We start from the raw sequence: 16,674 nt of genomic DNA, 5'->3' as shown, positions 1-16,674 counted from the left end.
CGCTAGCCGCCACCGGGCAATACCGCTTAAACTTAAATAAAACTGATACATCGCACACAGCAATCCCCTTCCCTCAAGCTATTTGACACATTTACCTCGCAGATTCTTTACCTCAATTTAACTATTGAGAGGAATCCGATCGACGCAAAAAATCTCTGTGCCTACTATTAGCTCACGGTTATGAATCAACACATTGATTTATAAGCATGGAAATCCCCTGAGTGAAACAACGAATTGCTGTGTGTAGTCTTTGCCCATCTCCCACGATGGGCATTTTTTTGTCAGCTCACTTCGCAACGGCTCATCATGCGCCAGTCCCGCGGTAGCTCGCGAACCTCACCCTTCACCGTTACGGTTGCCGTCCCGCGAATGTCTGCGGAGGATGCGCCAATCTGCAGTTCAAACTCTCCCGGTTCGACAATTCGCTGACCGTCACGACGGGTGAAGTTGAGCATATCTACCGGCAAATAGAAGCTCAGCGTTGCCGTTTCGCCAGGATCGAGCGTCACACGCTGGAAGGCTTTTAGCTCCTGGAGCGGGCGCACCATCGAGGCGACCTTATCGCGAACGTAGAGCTGAACCACCTCGCTACCGCGGCGCTCTCCGCTGTTGCGCACGGCAACCTGCACGGCGATTTCACCCTCCACGTTAACCTCCTGCGCCAGCAAATGTGGTTCGGCGTAATCGAACGTCGTCCAGCTTTGCCCATAGCCGAACGGGTAACGTGAGCCAAAGTGAAACGCAAACGGCGTACCGCCGCTTTTCAGCTTATGGTTGTAGTAATAGGGCATCGCACCGGCGCTTTTCGGTACGCTGACCACTAAGCGTCCCTGCGGTTCGGCGCGACCGGTTAACACATCGGCAATCGCCCAGCCACCTTCCTGACCAGGTGCCCATGCCATAAGCAAGCCAGCGATGCTGTCTTCCAGACCCTGTAGGTTATAAGGTCGCCCTCCGGTCATCACCACAATAACCGGTTTACCGGTGCCAACCAGCGCTTCAAGGAGTTGCTGCTGAACGCCCGGCAGATTCAGGCTGTCGGTATCGGAACCTTCACCCACTGTGCCGCTCTGGAACAGACCCGCCAGGTCACCCACGCAGGCCACGACAACATCACTTTCCCGGGCGGCGCTTACCGCATCTGGGATCAGGCTGACGTCCAGCGAGACCGGTGATTGCTGCATCGGTTTGCCGCCGCTATCGCCAGGGAATACCGGCGCACCGGCCATCCGCTGTTCAATAATATGGCAGCCCTTAGCGTAGCTGACCTGCTCCTCGCCAAGATACTGCCGCAAAGCAGCTAGCGGCGTAGTCACCTGCGAGACCTCATCCACCATATCGCTGATAATCAAGTGCACCGGGAAGCTGTAACCGCTCAGCAGCGCCAGAGGATCATCGGCGGTGGGACCCACCACCGCCACCTTCGGCTTATCCGACAATGGTATCGCGCCCCGGTTTTCCAGTAGCGTCAGCGAGCGTGTCGCAACATCGCGCGCGGCCTGACGGGCGCTTGCCGATTGCAGCACAATACCCGTCACGTCGGTATAGGGTTGTTCAAATAGCCCAAGGCGGAATTTCTCGGTCAGAGTGCGGGCGACAATCTCATCAATTTTCGCCATAGTCATTAACCCGCGGTCCAGCGCCTCGCGCAGGTGACGTGCGCAATCATCTTTCGGCAATTCCACATCAAGACCAGCATTGAATGCCAGCGCTGCGGATTCCGCTGCATCGTGTGAGATACCATGATGCTGATGCAGCAGACTGACGCCGCCGTAGTCGGCAACGATAATGCCGTCAAAGCCCCACTGCTCGCGCAGAACGGTGGTCAGCAGAAAGCTATCGCTGTGGCCCGGCTGATTATCGATATCGTGATAGGCTGGCATCACCGAACCGGCATTGGCCAGCTTCACCGCCATCTCGAACGGCAGCAGGAAGGTATCGTTAAGTTCGCAAAAACCAAGGTGTACCGGAGCATGGTTGCGCGCGCCCTCGCTAAACGAGTGCCCGACGTAATGTTTGAGCGTCGCCAGCAGATCGCGTTTTTCACTTTGTAAGCCATTGACGTAGGCGCAGGCCATGACCCCAACCAGCCACGGATCTTCGCCAAAGGTCTCTTCGGTCCGTCCCCAGCGCACATCGCGAGAGACGTCCAGCACCGGAGCCAGCCCCTGTTTACAGCCGGTCGAACGGGCTTCAGCGCCAATTTCCCGCGCCGCGCGCTCGACTAACTCAGGGTCCCAGGTTGAACCGTAGTTTAGCGATGAGGGAAACAGCGTCGCATCTTTGCATAGCAGTCCAACCAGACACTCTTCATGAAACAGCGCCGGAATGCCCAGCCGGGTCTCTTCAATCAGCATTTTTTGCAGGCGATTCGCCGCCCGTACGCCGCTCTGCGCATCCACAATATGTGTCCCCAAGGGACGAGTGATTTGCCCGACGCCAAGTTTCAGCCTTTCCGCCAATGAAGTCTGCTCACTGACGCCAGCGAATTCATCGCTCATATCGCTGCGCTCACGGTGATCGCCATTTTCCGCCAACACCAGCCAGTACGCGTGCATCTGGGCAAATTTTTCTTCGGTCGTCATTCGCGACAATAAATCCGCAACGCGTTCCGCGATAGGGCGATGAGCATCCTTATAAATCACAGTCATGTTATTACTCCTGTAGGGCTGAATTCAGCGTCGGCTGCGCTGTTTCTTGCGCGCGCGCTTCACGTTTCTGGGCCAGTTCACGGGCGATGCTGTCTGCCGTACGGCTGTTGAGTTTGTAGAGCATCAGCAGAAGCGCCATGGCGATAAACAGTACCGATGGCACCAGAGTGAAAAGCGCATTGATGGTGTTTAACACCGTGGTGGATTGATTGAGCGCATTGGGGGCATAGTTCACCATTCCCAGCACCCAGCCGACGACGGCGCCGCCAAGCGCGAGGCCGAATTTAATGGCGAATAGCGCGGTAGAAAACACCAGACCATCGAGACGTCGTCCACTGCGATGTTCTTCGTAATCCACCACATCAGAGAACATAGTCCATTGCAGCGGCGTGGTGAGATTTTGTATAAAGCCAAAGATGACGTTGAGGCTCAATATTAACCACAATTGATTGGCGGGAATAAAGAAAATAGCCGCTGCAAAAACAACGTAAGTAATAATTGTCCACTGATAGGAACGTACGCGGTCAAATTTCCCGAGCAGGCGCGCAGATAATAATGCGCCGAGCAGCGCCGCAATCATCCCGGTAACGATAAATGTGAAGACCATATCCGGACGCTGCATCACATATTTGACGTAATACATGGTTGCCGAACCGCGCGTCACCACCGCGGTAAGTAATAAAATATTGAAGATAAAAACGATGCGCCACTGACTATTTCCCGCTAACAGCTTAAGGTCTTTTAATAACGAACCTGAGCTGTCGCCCTGCGGGGTATATCGCTCCCGGGTCAGGAAAAAACAGCTAAAGAAAAGCACGATGCCGAGGATACCCATCAGGCTCATGGCATAAAAATAGCCTTTTTGCGCATCACCCTGTCCCAGATGGGCGACCAGCGGTAGCGCAATCACGGTGACAATCAGCCCGCCAATAAACGACAGCGCAAAGCGCCACGACTGGAGCGAGTGACGCTCGTGCGGGTCCATCGTTAACGCGCCGGGCATAGCGCAATAAGGAACGTTAATCGCCGAATAGATAAAGCTTAAAATAGCGTAAGTGACACAGGCGTAAACGATTTTTGCCGTTGGTCCAACATCAGGAACGTAGAAAGTAATAATACAACTCACGCCAAACGGAATGGCGAACCACAATAGCCAGGGGCGAAACCGCCCGTGCCGGGTTCGGGTTCTGTCGACCAGGGCGCCAATACAGGGATCGACCACCGCATCAATAACCCTGACGACCAAAAACATCGTTCCCATAATTGCGGCAGGTAAACCAAAAACATCAGTGTAGAAATAGGCCAGAAAAAGCGTGGCCGTTTGCCACACCAGCGCGCTGGCCATATCGCCAAGACCATAACCTATTTTATCTTTTGTAGTGAGTACCGAGGAAAGTGTCATTATTATTATCCTGTACACAATAGAAGAGGTATTTCAGGAAGTGGTTATCATGATTTTTGATAACGTTGTGTCAGTATTAGTAATAAACAGAGAAGGGACAATTGTAGAAATTAACTGTCGGATTACGGTATTTTGTTTTTTCCGTTTTATGTGACTGAGCGCAAATAAGCGGTGCGGATGTGCGAAAACAAAAAAATCCCCGCCATTACTGACGGGGATGACATATTTTAACGAAAATTTACTTATTCAGTTCAGCCAGGCCAAGCCAGGTTTGCACCACGGTATCCGGGTTCAGGGACAGGCTATCAATCCCCTCTTCCATCAGCCATGCGGCAAAGTCTTCGTGGTCAGACGGGCCCTGCCCGCAGATACCCACGTATTTGCCCTGCTTCTTCGCCGCGCGAATCGCCATCGACAGCAGCGCTTTCACCGCTTCATTGCGCTCATCGAACAGCTCAGAGACCACGCCGGAGTCACGGTCCAGACCCAGCGCCAGCTGCGTCATATCGTTGGAACCGATAGAAAAACCGTCGAAGTATTCGAGGAACTGGTCAGCCAGCAGCGCATTCGATGGGATTTCACACATCATAATCAGCTTCAGGCCATTTTCGCCGCGCTTGAGGCCCTGGCGTTCCAGCTCTTCAACCACTGCTTTCGCCTGCGCCACGGTGCGGACAAACGGCACCATGATTTCGACGTTAGTCAGCCCCATATCGTTACGAACGCGTTTTACCGCGTCACACTCCAGCGCAAAGCAGTCGCGGAAACTTTCAGAAACGTAACGACCGGCTCCACGGAAGCCCAGCATCGGGTTCTCTTCTTCCGGCTCATAACGCTCACCGCCGACCAGGTTGGCGTATTCGTTAGATTTAAAGTCGGAGAGACGCACAATCACTCGTTTCGGGTAGAATGCCGCGCCAAGCGTCGAGATCCCCTCAGTCAGACGACCAACGTAGAACTCTTTCGGCGAGTCGTAGCCTTTCATTAGCTCGCGGATTTCGTTCTGCAAAGCCGGTTCCTGATCGTCAAACTCCAGCAGCGCACGCGGGTGAACGCCAATCATGCGGTTGATGATGAACTCCAGACGCGCCAGGCCCACGCCTTCATTCGGCAAGCAGGCGAAGTCGAAGGCTCTGTCCGGGTTGCCGACGTTCATCATGATCTTCAGCGGCAGCTCCGGCATTTCGCCAACGCTGGAGCTCTTAATGCTGAAGTCGAGGATTTCGGCATAGACGTAGCCAGTATCGCCTTCCGCACAGGAAACAGTGACGTTCTGGTTTTCCTGAATGCGATCGGTCGCATCGCCGCAGCCCACTACCGCCGGGATCCCCAGCTCACGGGCGATAATCGCCGCGTGACAAGTGCGCCCGCCTCGGTTGGTGACGATCGCCGCCGCTTTCTTCATGATCGGCTCCCAATCCGGGTCGGTCATGTCGGTGACCAGCACGTCACCGGGCTCAATGCGGTTCATTTCACTGATATCATGAATAACTTTTACTGGACCCGCACCAATACGGTGGCCGATGGCACGCCCTTCGGAAACAATCTGCCCCTGTGCATGGAGGGTATAACGCTCCATCACCTGGCCGCGCGAACGCACAGTTTCCGGTCGCGCCTGCACGATAAACAGCTTACCGGTGTGGCCATCTTTCGCCCATTCGATATCCATCGGACGGTTGTAGTGTTTCTCGATCTGCACTGCTTGTTTCGCCAGCTCCTGCACTTCCTCGTCGGTTAACGAGAAAACGTCGCGCTGCGCCTGCGGAACATCTTCGATACGCACCTGTTTCCCGTGTTCCTGGGTCGGGGCGTAAATCATGTGGATCTTTTTCGACCCCATGGTGCGACGCACGATGGCCGGGCGACCCGCTTCCAGCGTCGGCTTATGCACATAGAATTCATCCGGGTTCACCGCGCCCTGCACGACCATTTCGCCGAGGCCCCAGGCGGAGGTGATAAACACCACCTGATCAAAGCCGGACTCGGTATCAATGGAGAACATCACCCCGGATGAGGCGAGATCGGAGCGCACCATTCTCTGCACCCCGGCGGAGAGCGCCACGCCGCGGTGATCGTAACCCTGATGCACGCGGTAGGAGATTGCGCGATCGTTAAACAGCGAAGCAAAGACGTGCTTCACCGCGACGAGCACGGCGTCAAAGCCCTGCACGTTGAGGAATGTCTCTTGCTGCCCGGCGAAGGAGGCATCCGGCATATCTTCGGCGGTCGCGGAGGAGCGAACGGCAAAAGAAGCCTCAGCGTCGTCAGCGGACAGCTGGGTATAGGCATCGCGAATCGCATTTTCCAGTTCACTCTGGAACGGCGTATCAATGATCCATTGACGGATCTGCGCGCCCGCTTTCGCTAATGCGGAAACGTCGTCAATGTCGGTTTCATCCAGCAGTGCATAAATGCGCTGGTTAACACCGCTTTGGTCCAGGAACTGATCAAAAGCATCAGCGGTGGTGGCAAACCCGTTCGGTACGGAAACACCCATACCAGAAAGATTTGTAATCATTTCACCCAGGGAGGCATTTTTGCCTCCAACCCTGTCTACATCATTCATGCCGAGTTGGTTATACCAAAGCACCAGCGGTGACGAGCCATTGTTGGACATCGAGACAATCCTTTTGTGATTTAATACCAGTGATAAATAATTCACGATCGACTACGGGATTTATCCTGACATATTTACGCGGCTTAAAAAAACGGTGAATCGTTCAAGCAAATTATTTTTTCGTTTTTAGGATTCTTTTCCGGATATAGCTAACCTAATGATTCTTCAAGAATCTGGTGGATTTTGATACAAAAGATACGCAGTTGCGAAAAATGAACAGGGCTTTTCATTAAAAATAAAAATAGTGTTTCACTTTTTAAATATGAGACAAAGCCTGGAGCGATATGCTTAAATTTAATATCAGCTTTCAGGTAATTAAACTCTTTATACCGGATGGTCAAAATGGAAAGTGCTGTAGATCGCCACGTGTTTTATATTTCCGACGGTACCGCCATTACGGCAGAAGTGCTGGGTCATGCGGTCATGTCGCAATTCCCGGTCGCCATCAGCAGCGTGACTCTGCCGTTTGTCGAAAATATCAGCCGCGCGCGCGCCGTGAAGGAACAAATTGACGCGATTTTTCAACAAACCGGTATCCGTCCGCTGGTCTTCTACTCCATCGTTATTCCGGAAATTCGCGATATCATCATGCAAAGCGAAGGATTCTGTCAGGACATCGTTCAGGCGCTGGTGGCCCCGCTGCAGCAGGAATTACGTCTCGACCCGTCGCCGATCGCTCATCGCACCCATGGTTTAACGCCGGGTAATCTGAATAAGTACGATGCGCGTATCGCCGCTATCGATTACACCCTTGCGCACGATGACGGGATTTCGCTGCGCAACCTCGACCAGGCCCAGGTGATCCTTCTTGGCGTTTCGCGCTGTGGGAAAACGCCCACCAGCCTGTATCTGGCGATGCAATACGGTATTCGTGCCGCCAACTACCCGTTTATCGCCGATGATATGGACAATCTGATTCTTCCCGCATCGTTAAAACCGCTACAGCACAAACTATTCGGGCTAACTATCAATCCAGAACGTCTGGCGGCTATCCGTGAAGAGCGTCGGGAAAATAGCCGCTATGCTTCCATGCGCCAGTGTCGGATGGAAGTGACCGAAGTTGAAGCGCTGTATCGCAAAAACAAGATACCTTGCCTGAACAGTACCAATTACTCCGTGGAAGAAATCGCCACTAAAATCATGGATATTATGGGGCTAAGCCGCCGAATGTACTAATGAGCTAGTACATTATCAAAAATTTGTTTATGCTATCACCCGTGGCCCATACAGGATCATGCCCTGCTCTTGCAATAAGCAGGGATTGGTTTATCGTGATGCGCATCACTTCCCGGCATTTTCGCCGCGGAAGAAACAGATTTTTGAGACCCCAATGAATAAAACAGACGAATTGCGTACCGCGCGCATTGAAAGCCTGGTAACGCCCGCGGAACTGGCGCAACGGCACCCTGTGTCTGCCGATGTTGCAGCACACGTCTCCGCTTCACGCCGCCGAATCGAGAGGATCCTCAACGGTGAAGATCGCCGCCTGCTGGTAGTGATTGGCCCATGTTCCATTCACGATACTGATGCAGCGATGGAATATGCACACCGCCTGCAAGGAATGCGCGAACGTTACCAGCCGCAACTGGAAATCGTGATGCGCACCTACTTTGAAAAACCGCGCACGGTGGTTGGCTGGAAGGGATTGATTTCCGATCCTGACCTGAACGGCAGCTATCGGGTCAATCATGGCCTTGAGCTGGCCCGCAGCCTGCTGTTGCAGGTGAACGAGCTGGGCGTGCCGACCGCCACTGAATTTCTCGATATGGTGACCGGGCAGTTTATTGCCGACCTGATTAGCTGGGGCGCTATCGGTGCGCGCACCACCGAGAGCCAAATTCATCGCGAAATGGCCTCGGCGCTCTCCTGCCCGGTAGGATTTAAGAACGGTACCGATGGCAATACGCGTATTGCCGTTGACGCCATTCGCGCTTCCCGCGCCAGTCATATGTTCCTGTCGCCAGATAAACAGGGGCAGATGACCATCTACCAGACCAGCGGCAATCCTTATGGTCATATCATTATGCGTGGCGGGAAACAGCCTAACTACCACGCTGCCGATATCGCCGCAGCCGGGGATGTGTTGGCGGAATTCAACCTGCCGCAGCAGTTGGTGGTTGATTTTAGCCACGGGAATTGCCAGAAGCAGCATCGCCGTCAGCTGGACGTCTGCGCCGACATCTGCCAGCAGATCCATGCAGGATCAACCGCCATCGCCGGGATCATGGCCGAAAGCTTCCTTCAGGAAGGCACGCAGAAGGTTATCCCCGGCCAGCCGCTGACCAGGGGACAATCGATTACCGACCCTTGCCTGAGCTGGGAAGATAGCGAACGTCTGCTTGCGGAATTAGCCGCAGCAACCGCAACCCGCCTTTAGCCCTTCTCCCTACCACATTCGTGGTGGGGATATTTTCTTAGCCCCCCGACACCAAACCTGCCAAATATGGCATTCCTGTAAAAAATACTTGCCGTGAAAATCAACATTATTGATAATGATAATCATTGTTGCTTTGATTTTTATTTTTGAGTGCTATGACGCGTATGGATAACACTGCCACAGCAGAAAAAACAAAAGACAATGCCCCTTACCCCGTTTCCACGGACAGGCAGATAAACAGCCAAACGTTATTAGGTAGCGAAGGACGGGTGGTTATCGAACACGGCGGTCAGCGTTATTTACTGCGCCAGACCAATGCGGGCAAACTGATCCTGACCAAATAATTATCCCCGCCGATGACGGCAGGGATAACGATTTACTAGCTGGAACAGCTCACTTCAAGACGCCTCCCCCAGTCTGGCGGACGGTTAATATAATCATCCGTTCGATCGGTAAAGGGCTGAGATAATGCGTTATGCAGACGTTCCAACTCGCTCATGTCACCCTGCTCCGCTTGTTCTATCGCGCGCTGTGCCAGCCAGTTACGCAGTACAATTGCCGGGTTGACGCTTTGCATATGCACCTGTCGCTGTGCATCATCAATCTGCTCATCGCGCAGACGCGCGCGATAGTCGGCAAACCAGCTATCAAAAGCGGTACGGTCGATAAACTCATCGCGTAGCGGCGAGGCAGCGCTGGCCTGTTCGCTCGCACTCAGCATACGGAAAGTTCGGGTATAGTCGCTACCCTCACGCTCCATCAGCGCAAACAGTCCATCAAGCAGCTCGTTATCGCCTTTTTGCTGGGTAAACAGCCCCAGCTTATCGCGCATGCGGCGGCCGTACGCCGTCAGCAGCGCGTGCTGGTAACCATCCAGCACGGTATTTAATGCCTCAGCGCTGATAAAAGGTGACAGAGTTTGCGCCAGTCGTTGCAGATTCCATAGCCCCACCGCTGGCTGATTATCAAAGCTATAGCGCCCCTGATAATCAGAATGATTGCAGATAAAGCCCGGCTGGAAGTCATCAAGAAAACCGTATGGCCCGTAGTCCATCGTCAGCCCCAGAATCGACATATTATCGGTATTCATCACTCCGTGGGCGAAGCCGACAGTTTGCCAGTTGGCGATCATTTCCGCCGTTCGCGTGACAACGTCACTAAACCATAAAACATACTTATCGGCTTCGTCTTGCAGATGCGGCCAATGATGGCGAATCGCAAAGTCTGCCAGTAGCTGAACCTTTTGCGGCTCACGGCGATAGTAAAAGTGCTCAAAATGGCCAAAACGCAGATGGCTTTCCGCGATGCGCATCAGCATCGCACCCTGTTCAACGGTTTCCCGATACACCGGCGTGTCGCTGGTCACTATCGCCAGCGCACGGGTAGTGGGAATGCCCAGCGCATGCATCGCTTCCGAGGCCAGGCCTTCGCGTATCGTCGAGCGTAATACCGCCCGCCCGTCGCCCATTCGCGAATAAGGAGTGAGTCCGGCACCTTTCAAATGCCAGTCAAAGCGTCGACCATCGGAGAGTTGCTGTTCGCCAAGCAAAATCCCGCGCCCATCACCAAGCTGTCCGGCCCAGGAACCGAACTGGTGACCGCTGTAAACCTGCGCCAGCGGCGACATCCCCGGCAGCAGGGTTTCGCCACCCCATACGCCAGCGCCCCGCTCTGGTTTGAATAACGAATCAGGAATGCCCAGCGTTCGCGCCAGTGACGCGTTGTGCCAGACAAGCCGCGCATTCTCCAGCGGAGTCGGTGTTAATGCAGTATAAAAATCCGGCAGTTCATCACGCCAGTGGGTAGTAAAAGACAGGGCCATGGTACCTCCTGTCTCCAGTGTAGTGCTTTCAACAAATTATTAACACGGAGGGATTTCAGGGGTATTGCGATGAAAAAGGGAAACTGGCGCTTCCCTTCGGATAATTGGCCAACGTTAAATCCTTCGCGCCTGCCAGAATTTCTTATGCCAGTACACGTTATCCAGTGATGAACGCGTCACACCCTGGCTGGTGGAGGCGTGGATAAACTGATTATCCGTGTCATAAATACCGACGTGCAAGCCGCTCTCTCCGGAGCCAGTCTTGAAAAAGACCAGATCGCCGGGCAGCAATTCGCTCTTATCAATCTTAGTGCCTATTTCCGCCTGTTCACGGGTTTCGCGCGGCAACTGCAACGCGAATTTATCGCGAAAAGTCATCAGCACAAAACCGGAGCAATCAACACCGCGCGGCGACATTCCGCCATAACGATACGGCGCTCCCCGCCAGTTTCTTAACTGTTCATTGAGGTTGGCGACAACGGTAATAGAATCTGCAAGCCGCGGATTTGGCGGCGGTGCCCGATGGCTACTACAGCCCGCCAGAAATAGCGCTACAAACAACACGAACCAGAAACGCATCTCAGACGATTCCTCTGTTCCCTATCTTATTGTCAGAATAATTTAGCTTGTTTATCAATTCGCTGGCAAGGCTACTGCGTGCTACTGTGACGCAACGAGCATAAGATGGCCAGCCACCTCCACTCGTTGAAAGGCCATCGCATAGGCGGCGGTCAAATTCTCTTCACTCAGCACCTCAGATGTACTGCCGCAGGCGATAGTCTCTCCCTGACGGATAAGCCAGGAGCTCTGGGCATGGCGGAGGGTGTGATTGAGATCGTGACTGCTCATGACGATCGCAATACCTGAAGCACAAAGTTCACTTAATACCCGATCGAGCGCGGCCTGCTGCGCCACGTCGAGGCTATTCATCGGTTCATCCAACAGTAACAGCTGTCCGGCAGGATTGGCCTGGCGATGGATTTGCAATATTACCGCTGCCAGACGCACACGCTGCCACTCTCCGCCCGAAATATGATTCACCTGGCGTCCGAGCTTATCGCTCAGACCCAGTTTTTCTGCGATGGTCTTCAGGAGCGCGTTTTGCGTCTCGTTTTGCAGATGCAGCGACAGATAGTGCCAGACCGGCATCGCGAAGGGCGGCATCTGGTGCTGGCTGAGATAGGCACGATGACGCGCCAGGTCCTGCGCTGGCCAGTCGCTCAGCGGGCGCTCATTGAGCGTCACCTGCCCGGGGCCAGTGGTGAGACCCGCCATTCGCGCCAGCAGCGTGCTTTTCCCCGCGCCGTTTGGCCCCACCAGATGAATAATCTCTCCGGGTCGGACATCCGCGGTAAATGGCGCCAGCCGCCCCGCCTCTTCTACATCCTGTAGCTGCATCAAAAACGGCATTATTTGGCTAAAGCTCCTTTAATCGCGGCCACCAACTGCGGGGAGTCCGGCGTCATATCTGGTGAGAAACGGCCGATAACCTGACCGTCGCGACCAATCAGGAATTTTTCAAAGTTCCACAGGATGTCGTCTACATACAGCGGCGCCCGGCCTTTACTGGCCATTCGCTCATAGAAACCGCTGCCTTCCGGCGCGATGGCTTGCGGGGCGGCATCGACCAGCTTCTGATACAAAGGCGCACGATGTTCGCCGTTGACGTCAATCTTGCTGAACATCGGGAAAGTGACGCCGTAAGTGGTGCTGCAGAACGTTTTAATCTCTTCTTCGCTGCCTGGCTCTTGCCCCAGGAATTGGTTACATGGGAAGCCCAGCACGCTAACACCTTCGCTTTCGAGATCTTTTTGCAAAGTTTCCAACTGCTCATATTGCGGCGTCAGGCCACATTTTGACGCAACGTTGACGATCAGCAGCACTTTGCCTGCATAAGGCGCAAGCGTTGTTTTCTCACCATCAATGGTGGTGACTTCAGTATTGAGAATATCGTGTTGCATAGCCTTCCCTCAGTGAATTAAACCGGTTTCTGCGTGGTGATCCCTATCTACTGTAGCGGATTCAGACCGCGTCATTCTACTTTGAATCGCCCTGGAGTGTCTCTTGATGTAACAGCCCTGACAACATGAATTCATCTCAACAAGCAGACAGAGCAATTCAGTGTACAGTGATAAATGGATGTAATAGTATTTCGTTAATTGTTAATTTGAGAGAGTTTTATTGATGAAAAAGATGTTTAGCACGGCGTTAATTGCCGCCTCCGTGGCGCTACTCTCGGCCTGTTCGCCAGATGAAGATAATAAAGTTAAAGTGGCGATTAACACCGGTCCGGATGAGGCTATCTGGAAAGTGGTTGAACAAGTCGCAAAAGACAAATACAACCTTGATGTTGAGGTTATCTCGTTTAATGATTACGTCCTGCCTAACGAAGCCTTAAACAATAAAGATGTCGATGCTAACGCTTTCCAGACGCTGCCTTATCTGGAGGCGCAGTCAAAAGAGCGCGGCTACAAGTTTGCGATTGTCGGTAAAACTTTTGTCTTCCCGATTGCCGCTTACTCAAAGAAAATCAAGAATATCAACGAACTTCCGAACGGCGCAACGGTATCTATTTCGAATGAGACCACCACTCTGGGCCGCAGCCTGCTGCTGCTCCAGGCGCAAGGCTTAATCAAGCTGAAAGACGGTGTCGGTTACCTGCCAACGGCTCTGGATATTATCGATAATCCAAAACAGCTGAAAATTGTCGAGGTTGATACGCCGCAACTAACCCGTACGCTGGACGACCCGAACGTTGCGCTGTCGATTATTAATACTAACTTCTCTGCGCAGGCTGGTTTATCCGCCGCCCGCGATGGTTTGTTTATGGAAGGCCCGGACTCTCCGTACGTCAACGCCATTGTTTCGCGCGAAGATAATAAAGACAGCAAAAAGGTTCAGGAGCTGAAAGAAGCCTTCCAGACCAAAGAAGTCGCAGATAAGGCAGCGGAAGTCTACAAGGGCGATGCCATTAAAGGCTGGTAATATTCTCGACTTATTGCAGGCGCTGTGGCAATACAGCGCCTGTATTGCCCTACTACGGGCGGCCTGATTTTAACAATAACCAGATAAACACCGGCGCACCCAGCGTCGCGGTGACCACGCCGATGGGCAGTTCCGCCGCCGACAGCGCCAGACGTGCGACAATATCCGCCCCCAGTAATGCGCTGGCTCCGGCTAACATACAGGCCGGAAGCAAAACACGATGATCGCTTAAACCGCATAAACGCAGAATGTGCGGAATGACCAGGCCAATAAAACCAATCGCCCCGGCCAGCGCCACGCTAACTCCCACCAGCCAGCCAGTAGCCACCACCAACACTTTGCGCCATAGCCACAGCGGTAAGCCCAACTGTCGCGCGGACACTTCGCCCAGCGCCAGCAGATTGAGCGGCTGCGATTGCAAACACACCCAGCCCAACACCGGCAACAGCGCCAGCATTAGCCACAACTGCTGCCAGTCAACGCCGCCAAATCCCCCCATCATCCAGTACATCAACTGACGAAGATCGAAAGAGGTAGAAAAATAGACAGCCCAGGTCATCAGTGCACTACAGATGATTCCTAGCGCGACACCCGCCAACAGCAACCGGCTGGTGGACAAGTGCCGCCTGGCGAAGCGCAGCAAAATAAAAGTGATGACTAGTGCGCCAAGAATCGCGCATAGTCCTAGCACCCAACCTGGAAGTAAGCCTTTACCCAGCAGCACGGCGGCAATCAGGCCAACCCCTGCCCCGTTGGATACGCCCAGCAGCCCCGGCTCCGCTAGCGGGTTTTCAAATAGCGCCTGCATTATTGCTCCCGAAAGCGCCAGCGCAGCCCCTACCAGCAGGACGGCAAGGGTTCGCGGCAGGCGAATTTGCCAGATAAACAACTCACCTTTGGCGCTGAACCATTCGGCGGGGCCGATCCATTGATCGCCAGCACATAGGCTAACGGACGACGTCACCAGCAGCAGCAAGGTTAATGCGATAAGCCAACGCCGACTGCGGCGCTGTTGAATTTGAGCAAAGGTCAGCATAGGTTCCGTAACACAGGAGAGAGATGTGGTTGATTTTACGGTGGACATTCATCAGAGAAAAGAGAAACGGCCCTAAAGCCGAAATTAGTTTCAGTGAAAAATCCAGCTGGCTGCATCTACTGCAGTCTCAGCTGGATAAACTATTCAGGTTATTAATCGCTAAGCGAGGTACAGGAAAAATAGTCAAAATCAGCGCAAATTTTCTCTCCGGTAAAATCCTGACAACACATTCCAATAAATGCGCCGGTAAAACGCTCGATCATCCTCTCTTTAAAATACTCATCGGAGAGCTTGCTGTACTCCACGTAATCCCCCACCGGGATCCACGTTTTTTCATCCAGCGAATAGTAAAACCAGGCCGCATCGCCTTTTACGCAAACCTTAAGATAAACATAGCCTTCTCGGGCAATTTTAATTCCATCACCAGTTAACATACTGAAGTTATTGAGGTCGTTAACCATCAGATTAACGGTTCTTTCTCCATTGTCATTACAGGATATATTCAAATAGATAAAGTTAGTGGTGTCGTAAAAACAAACTAAGCCCGCCATCTGGTGAAATGAGCGTGGATTAAAGTCGACGCAGGTCTGGGCGGTGAACATATAGTCAGTCTGTCGTCTCGCTAACAAGCTCTGATAATGGTGTGAACTCAACGACTCGCGTCCGCGTAACCTGAGCCAGCCTTTTCTCTCTTTGAGCGTACACATATCTTCATTCAGCGGAATTCGTAACGACTGATAATGCAAAGGAATCTCAGGTAAATCAAAATCATCCCTTGCAGGTTGCTCGTCCCATGCGCGTTCATTGAGGTTTGTCTGTACCTCAATTTCCGGCGTCGTCTTGCCGTTCGCCAGTCTTAACCAACCTTCATCATTCCAGTAGACTCGCTGAATAGCCGTTTCCCGCCCCATCGGGCTACGCCCTTTTGACGGTAGAGGTCTTCCACAAAGATGCACAATAAACCATTCACCGATGCTGTTTTCAAAAAGATCCGCGTGCCCCACTCGCTGTAGAGGCAGGCGGCAATCGTAACGCGAAGTCATCATCTGACCCATTGGATCAGTTTCATATGGCCCAAAAAGATCACGTGAACGCGCCAGGGTAACACCGTGATCATAGAATGTGCCGCCTTCCGCCGTCAGTAGGTAAAACCAACCGTTAGCTTCGTAGATATGCGGCCCTTCTGTGATGCCCAACGTCGTACCCGAGTATATTTTCCGGCATTCGCCAACAAGCCGGTGTTCCTCTGCGTCATACTGCTGAATGATAATTCCATTCCACTTTGGAAAATTGGGCCTACCACCGTCCATATGGCTCATCTCCATGCTCACCAGCCATTTTGTACCGTCGCTGTGATGGAAGAGAGATGGATCGATTCCGCGGCTGTGGAGTGAATGAGGTTCAGACCACTCCCCCTCAATATTTTCCGTAGTCACAATATAGTTATTTGGATCCCAGAAACGCCCGGCTACATTTTTCACGTCGGTGAATATTAGATAAAAGCGTCCATTATGATGGCTCAGGCAAGGAGCATACACACCACCGGAATCCGGGTTACCAAGCATATCCAGCTGCGATTTTCGATTCAATGGATATGAGACCAACTTCCAGTTTTTAAGGTCATAGGATTTATAAATACAAACACCAGGGAACCATTCAAATGTTGAGGTGGCAATATAATATGCCTCACCGACTCTAATAATTGAAGGATCTGGATTAAACCCGGGGATAATGGGATTAGTAATAACGGTCATGCATAACTCCTTGTAATATTTCTTGTAAAC

At 52.8% G+C, this 16,674-nt stretch carries 13 protein-coding genes, 1 other RNA gene and 1 pseudogene; 6 read left to right on the top strand and 9 right to left on the bottom strand.

Features of this window, described 5'->3' with window-relative positions:
* The first annotated feature begins 174 nt into the window (after window positions 1-174).
* Window positions 175-282, top strand: an RNA gene (gene rprA, locus HV213_RS12480) — antisense sRNA RprA.
* Here the strand turns inward: rprA and HV213_RS12475 are convergent.
* From HV213_RS12475 to ppsA, 3 genes are all read right to left on the bottom strand, one after another.
* A complete protein-coding gene (locus HV213_RS12475) occupies window positions 282-2,651 on the bottom strand; it encodes a glycoside hydrolase family 3 N-terminal domain-containing protein (protein WP_181485904.1) in 2,370 nt (789 codons plus the stop codon). The two genes, rprA and HV213_RS12475, sit on opposite strands and share 1 nt — an antisense overlap.
* Window positions 2,652-2,655: 4 nt before the next feature.
* A complete protein-coding gene (locus tag HV213_RS12470) occupies window positions 2,656-4,053 on the bottom strand; it encodes an MFS transporter (RefSeq protein WP_181485903.1) in 1,398 nt (465 codons plus the stop codon).
* Window positions 4,054-4,291: 238 nt separating this feature from the next.
* Window positions 4,292-6,670: a phosphoenolpyruvate synthase gene (ppsA, locus tag HV213_RS12465; RefSeq protein WP_181485902.1), complete on the bottom strand. Its 2,379-nt coding sequence runs from the start codon at window positions 6,668-6,670 to the stop codon at window positions 4,292-4,294.
* Window positions 6,671-6,740: 70 nt separating this feature from the next.
* On the opposite strand from ppsA, the pseudogene HV213_RS12460 reads away from it, so the two are divergent.
* The 4 genes and pseudogenes from HV213_RS12460 (at window position 6,741) to hemP (ending at window position 9,391) form a co-directional block, all read left to right on the top strand.
* Window positions 6,741-6,857 (top strand): annotated as a pseudogene (locus HV213_RS12460) (hypothetical protein).
* 155 nt (window positions 6,858-7,012) lie between these two features.
* A complete protein-coding gene (gene ppsR / locus HV213_RS12455) occupies window positions 7,013-7,846 on the top strand; it encodes a posphoenolpyruvate synthetase regulatory kinase/phosphorylase PpsR (protein WP_110275732.1) in 834 nt (277 codons plus the stop codon).
* A gap of 154 nt (window positions 7,847-8,000) precedes the next feature.
* Complete coding sequence (gene aroH, locus HV213_RS12450; protein WP_181485901.1) at window positions 8,001-9,047, top strand: 3-deoxy-7-phosphoheptulonate synthase AroH; 1,047 nt, start codon at window positions 8,001-8,003, stop codon at window positions 9,045-9,047.
* 164 nt (window positions 9,048-9,211) lie between these two features.
* A complete protein-coding gene (gene hemP, locus HV213_RS12445; protein WP_181485900.1) occupies window positions 9,212-9,391 on the top strand; it encodes a hemin uptake protein HemP in 180 nt (59 codons plus the stop codon).
* A 35-nt stretch (window positions 9,392-9,426) separates the two neighbouring features.
* Here the strand turns inward: hemP and selO are convergent, their stop codons facing one another.
* The 4 genes from selO to HV213_RS12425 all read right to left on the bottom strand — a co-directional run bounded on the left by selO (window position 9,427) and on the right by HV213_RS12425 (window position 12,830).
* Window positions 9,427-10,869, bottom strand: a complete 1,443-nt coding sequence (selO, locus tag HV213_RS12440) for a protein adenylyltransferase SelO (protein ID WP_181485899.1) — start codon at window positions 10,867-10,869, stop codon at window positions 9,427-9,429.
* A gap of 114 nt (window positions 10,870-10,983) precedes the next feature.
* Window positions 10,984-11,448, bottom strand: a complete 465-nt coding sequence (locus HV213_RS12435) for an NlpC/P60 family protein (RefSeq protein WP_112213414.1) — start codon at window positions 11,446-11,448, stop codon at window positions 10,984-10,986.
* Between the two features lie 81 nt (window positions 11,449-11,529).
* On the bottom strand, window positions 11,530-12,279 hold the full coding sequence (gene btuD, locus HV213_RS12430) for a vitamin B12 ABC transporter ATP-binding protein BtuD (protein WP_181485898.1): 750 nt from the start codon (window positions 12,277-12,279) through the stop codon (window positions 11,530-11,532).
* On the bottom strand, window positions 12,279-12,830 hold the full coding sequence (locus HV213_RS12425; protein ID WP_181485897.1) for a glutathione peroxidase: 552 nt from the start codon (window positions 12,828-12,830) through the stop codon (window positions 12,279-12,281). Before HV213_RS12425 ends, btuD begins: the two co-directional genes overlap by 1 nt.
* 223 nt (window positions 12,831-13,053) lie before the next feature.
* On the opposite strand from HV213_RS12425, the gene HV213_RS12420 reads away from it, so the two are divergent.
* On the top strand, window positions 13,054-13,854 hold the full coding sequence (locus HV213_RS12420) for a MetQ/NlpA family ABC transporter substrate-binding protein (RefSeq protein WP_181485896.1): 801 nt from the start codon (window positions 13,054-13,056) through the stop codon (window positions 13,852-13,854).
* Between the two features lie 52 nt (window positions 13,855-13,906).
* Here the strand turns inward: HV213_RS12420 and btuC are convergent, their stop codons facing one another.
* Together btuC and HV213_RS12410 are read right to left on the bottom strand one after the other, a co-directional pair.
* Window positions 13,907-14,890, bottom strand: a complete 984-nt coding sequence (gene btuC, locus HV213_RS12415) for a vitamin B12 ABC transporter permease BtuC (RefSeq protein ID WP_181485895.1) — start codon at window positions 14,888-14,890, stop codon at window positions 13,907-13,909.
* A 152-nt stretch (window positions 14,891-15,042) separates the two neighbouring features.
* Window positions 15,043-16,644: a glycoside hydrolase family 43 protein gene (locus tag HV213_RS12410; RefSeq protein ID WP_181485894.1), complete on the bottom strand. Its 1,602-nt coding sequence runs from the start codon at window positions 16,642-16,644 to the stop codon at window positions 15,043-15,045.
* Window positions 16,645-16,674: the final 30 nt, after the last annotated feature.

Origin of the sequence: Klebsiella sp. RHBSTW-00484, from assembly GCF_013705725.1 — a bacterium.
Lineage (GTDB): Bacteria > Pseudomonadota > Gammaproteobacteria > Enterobacterales > Enterobacteriaceae > Klebsiella.
Note: the sequence above shows the minus strand (reverse complement) of the source record. Positions and strands in the feature narration are given on the sequence as shown.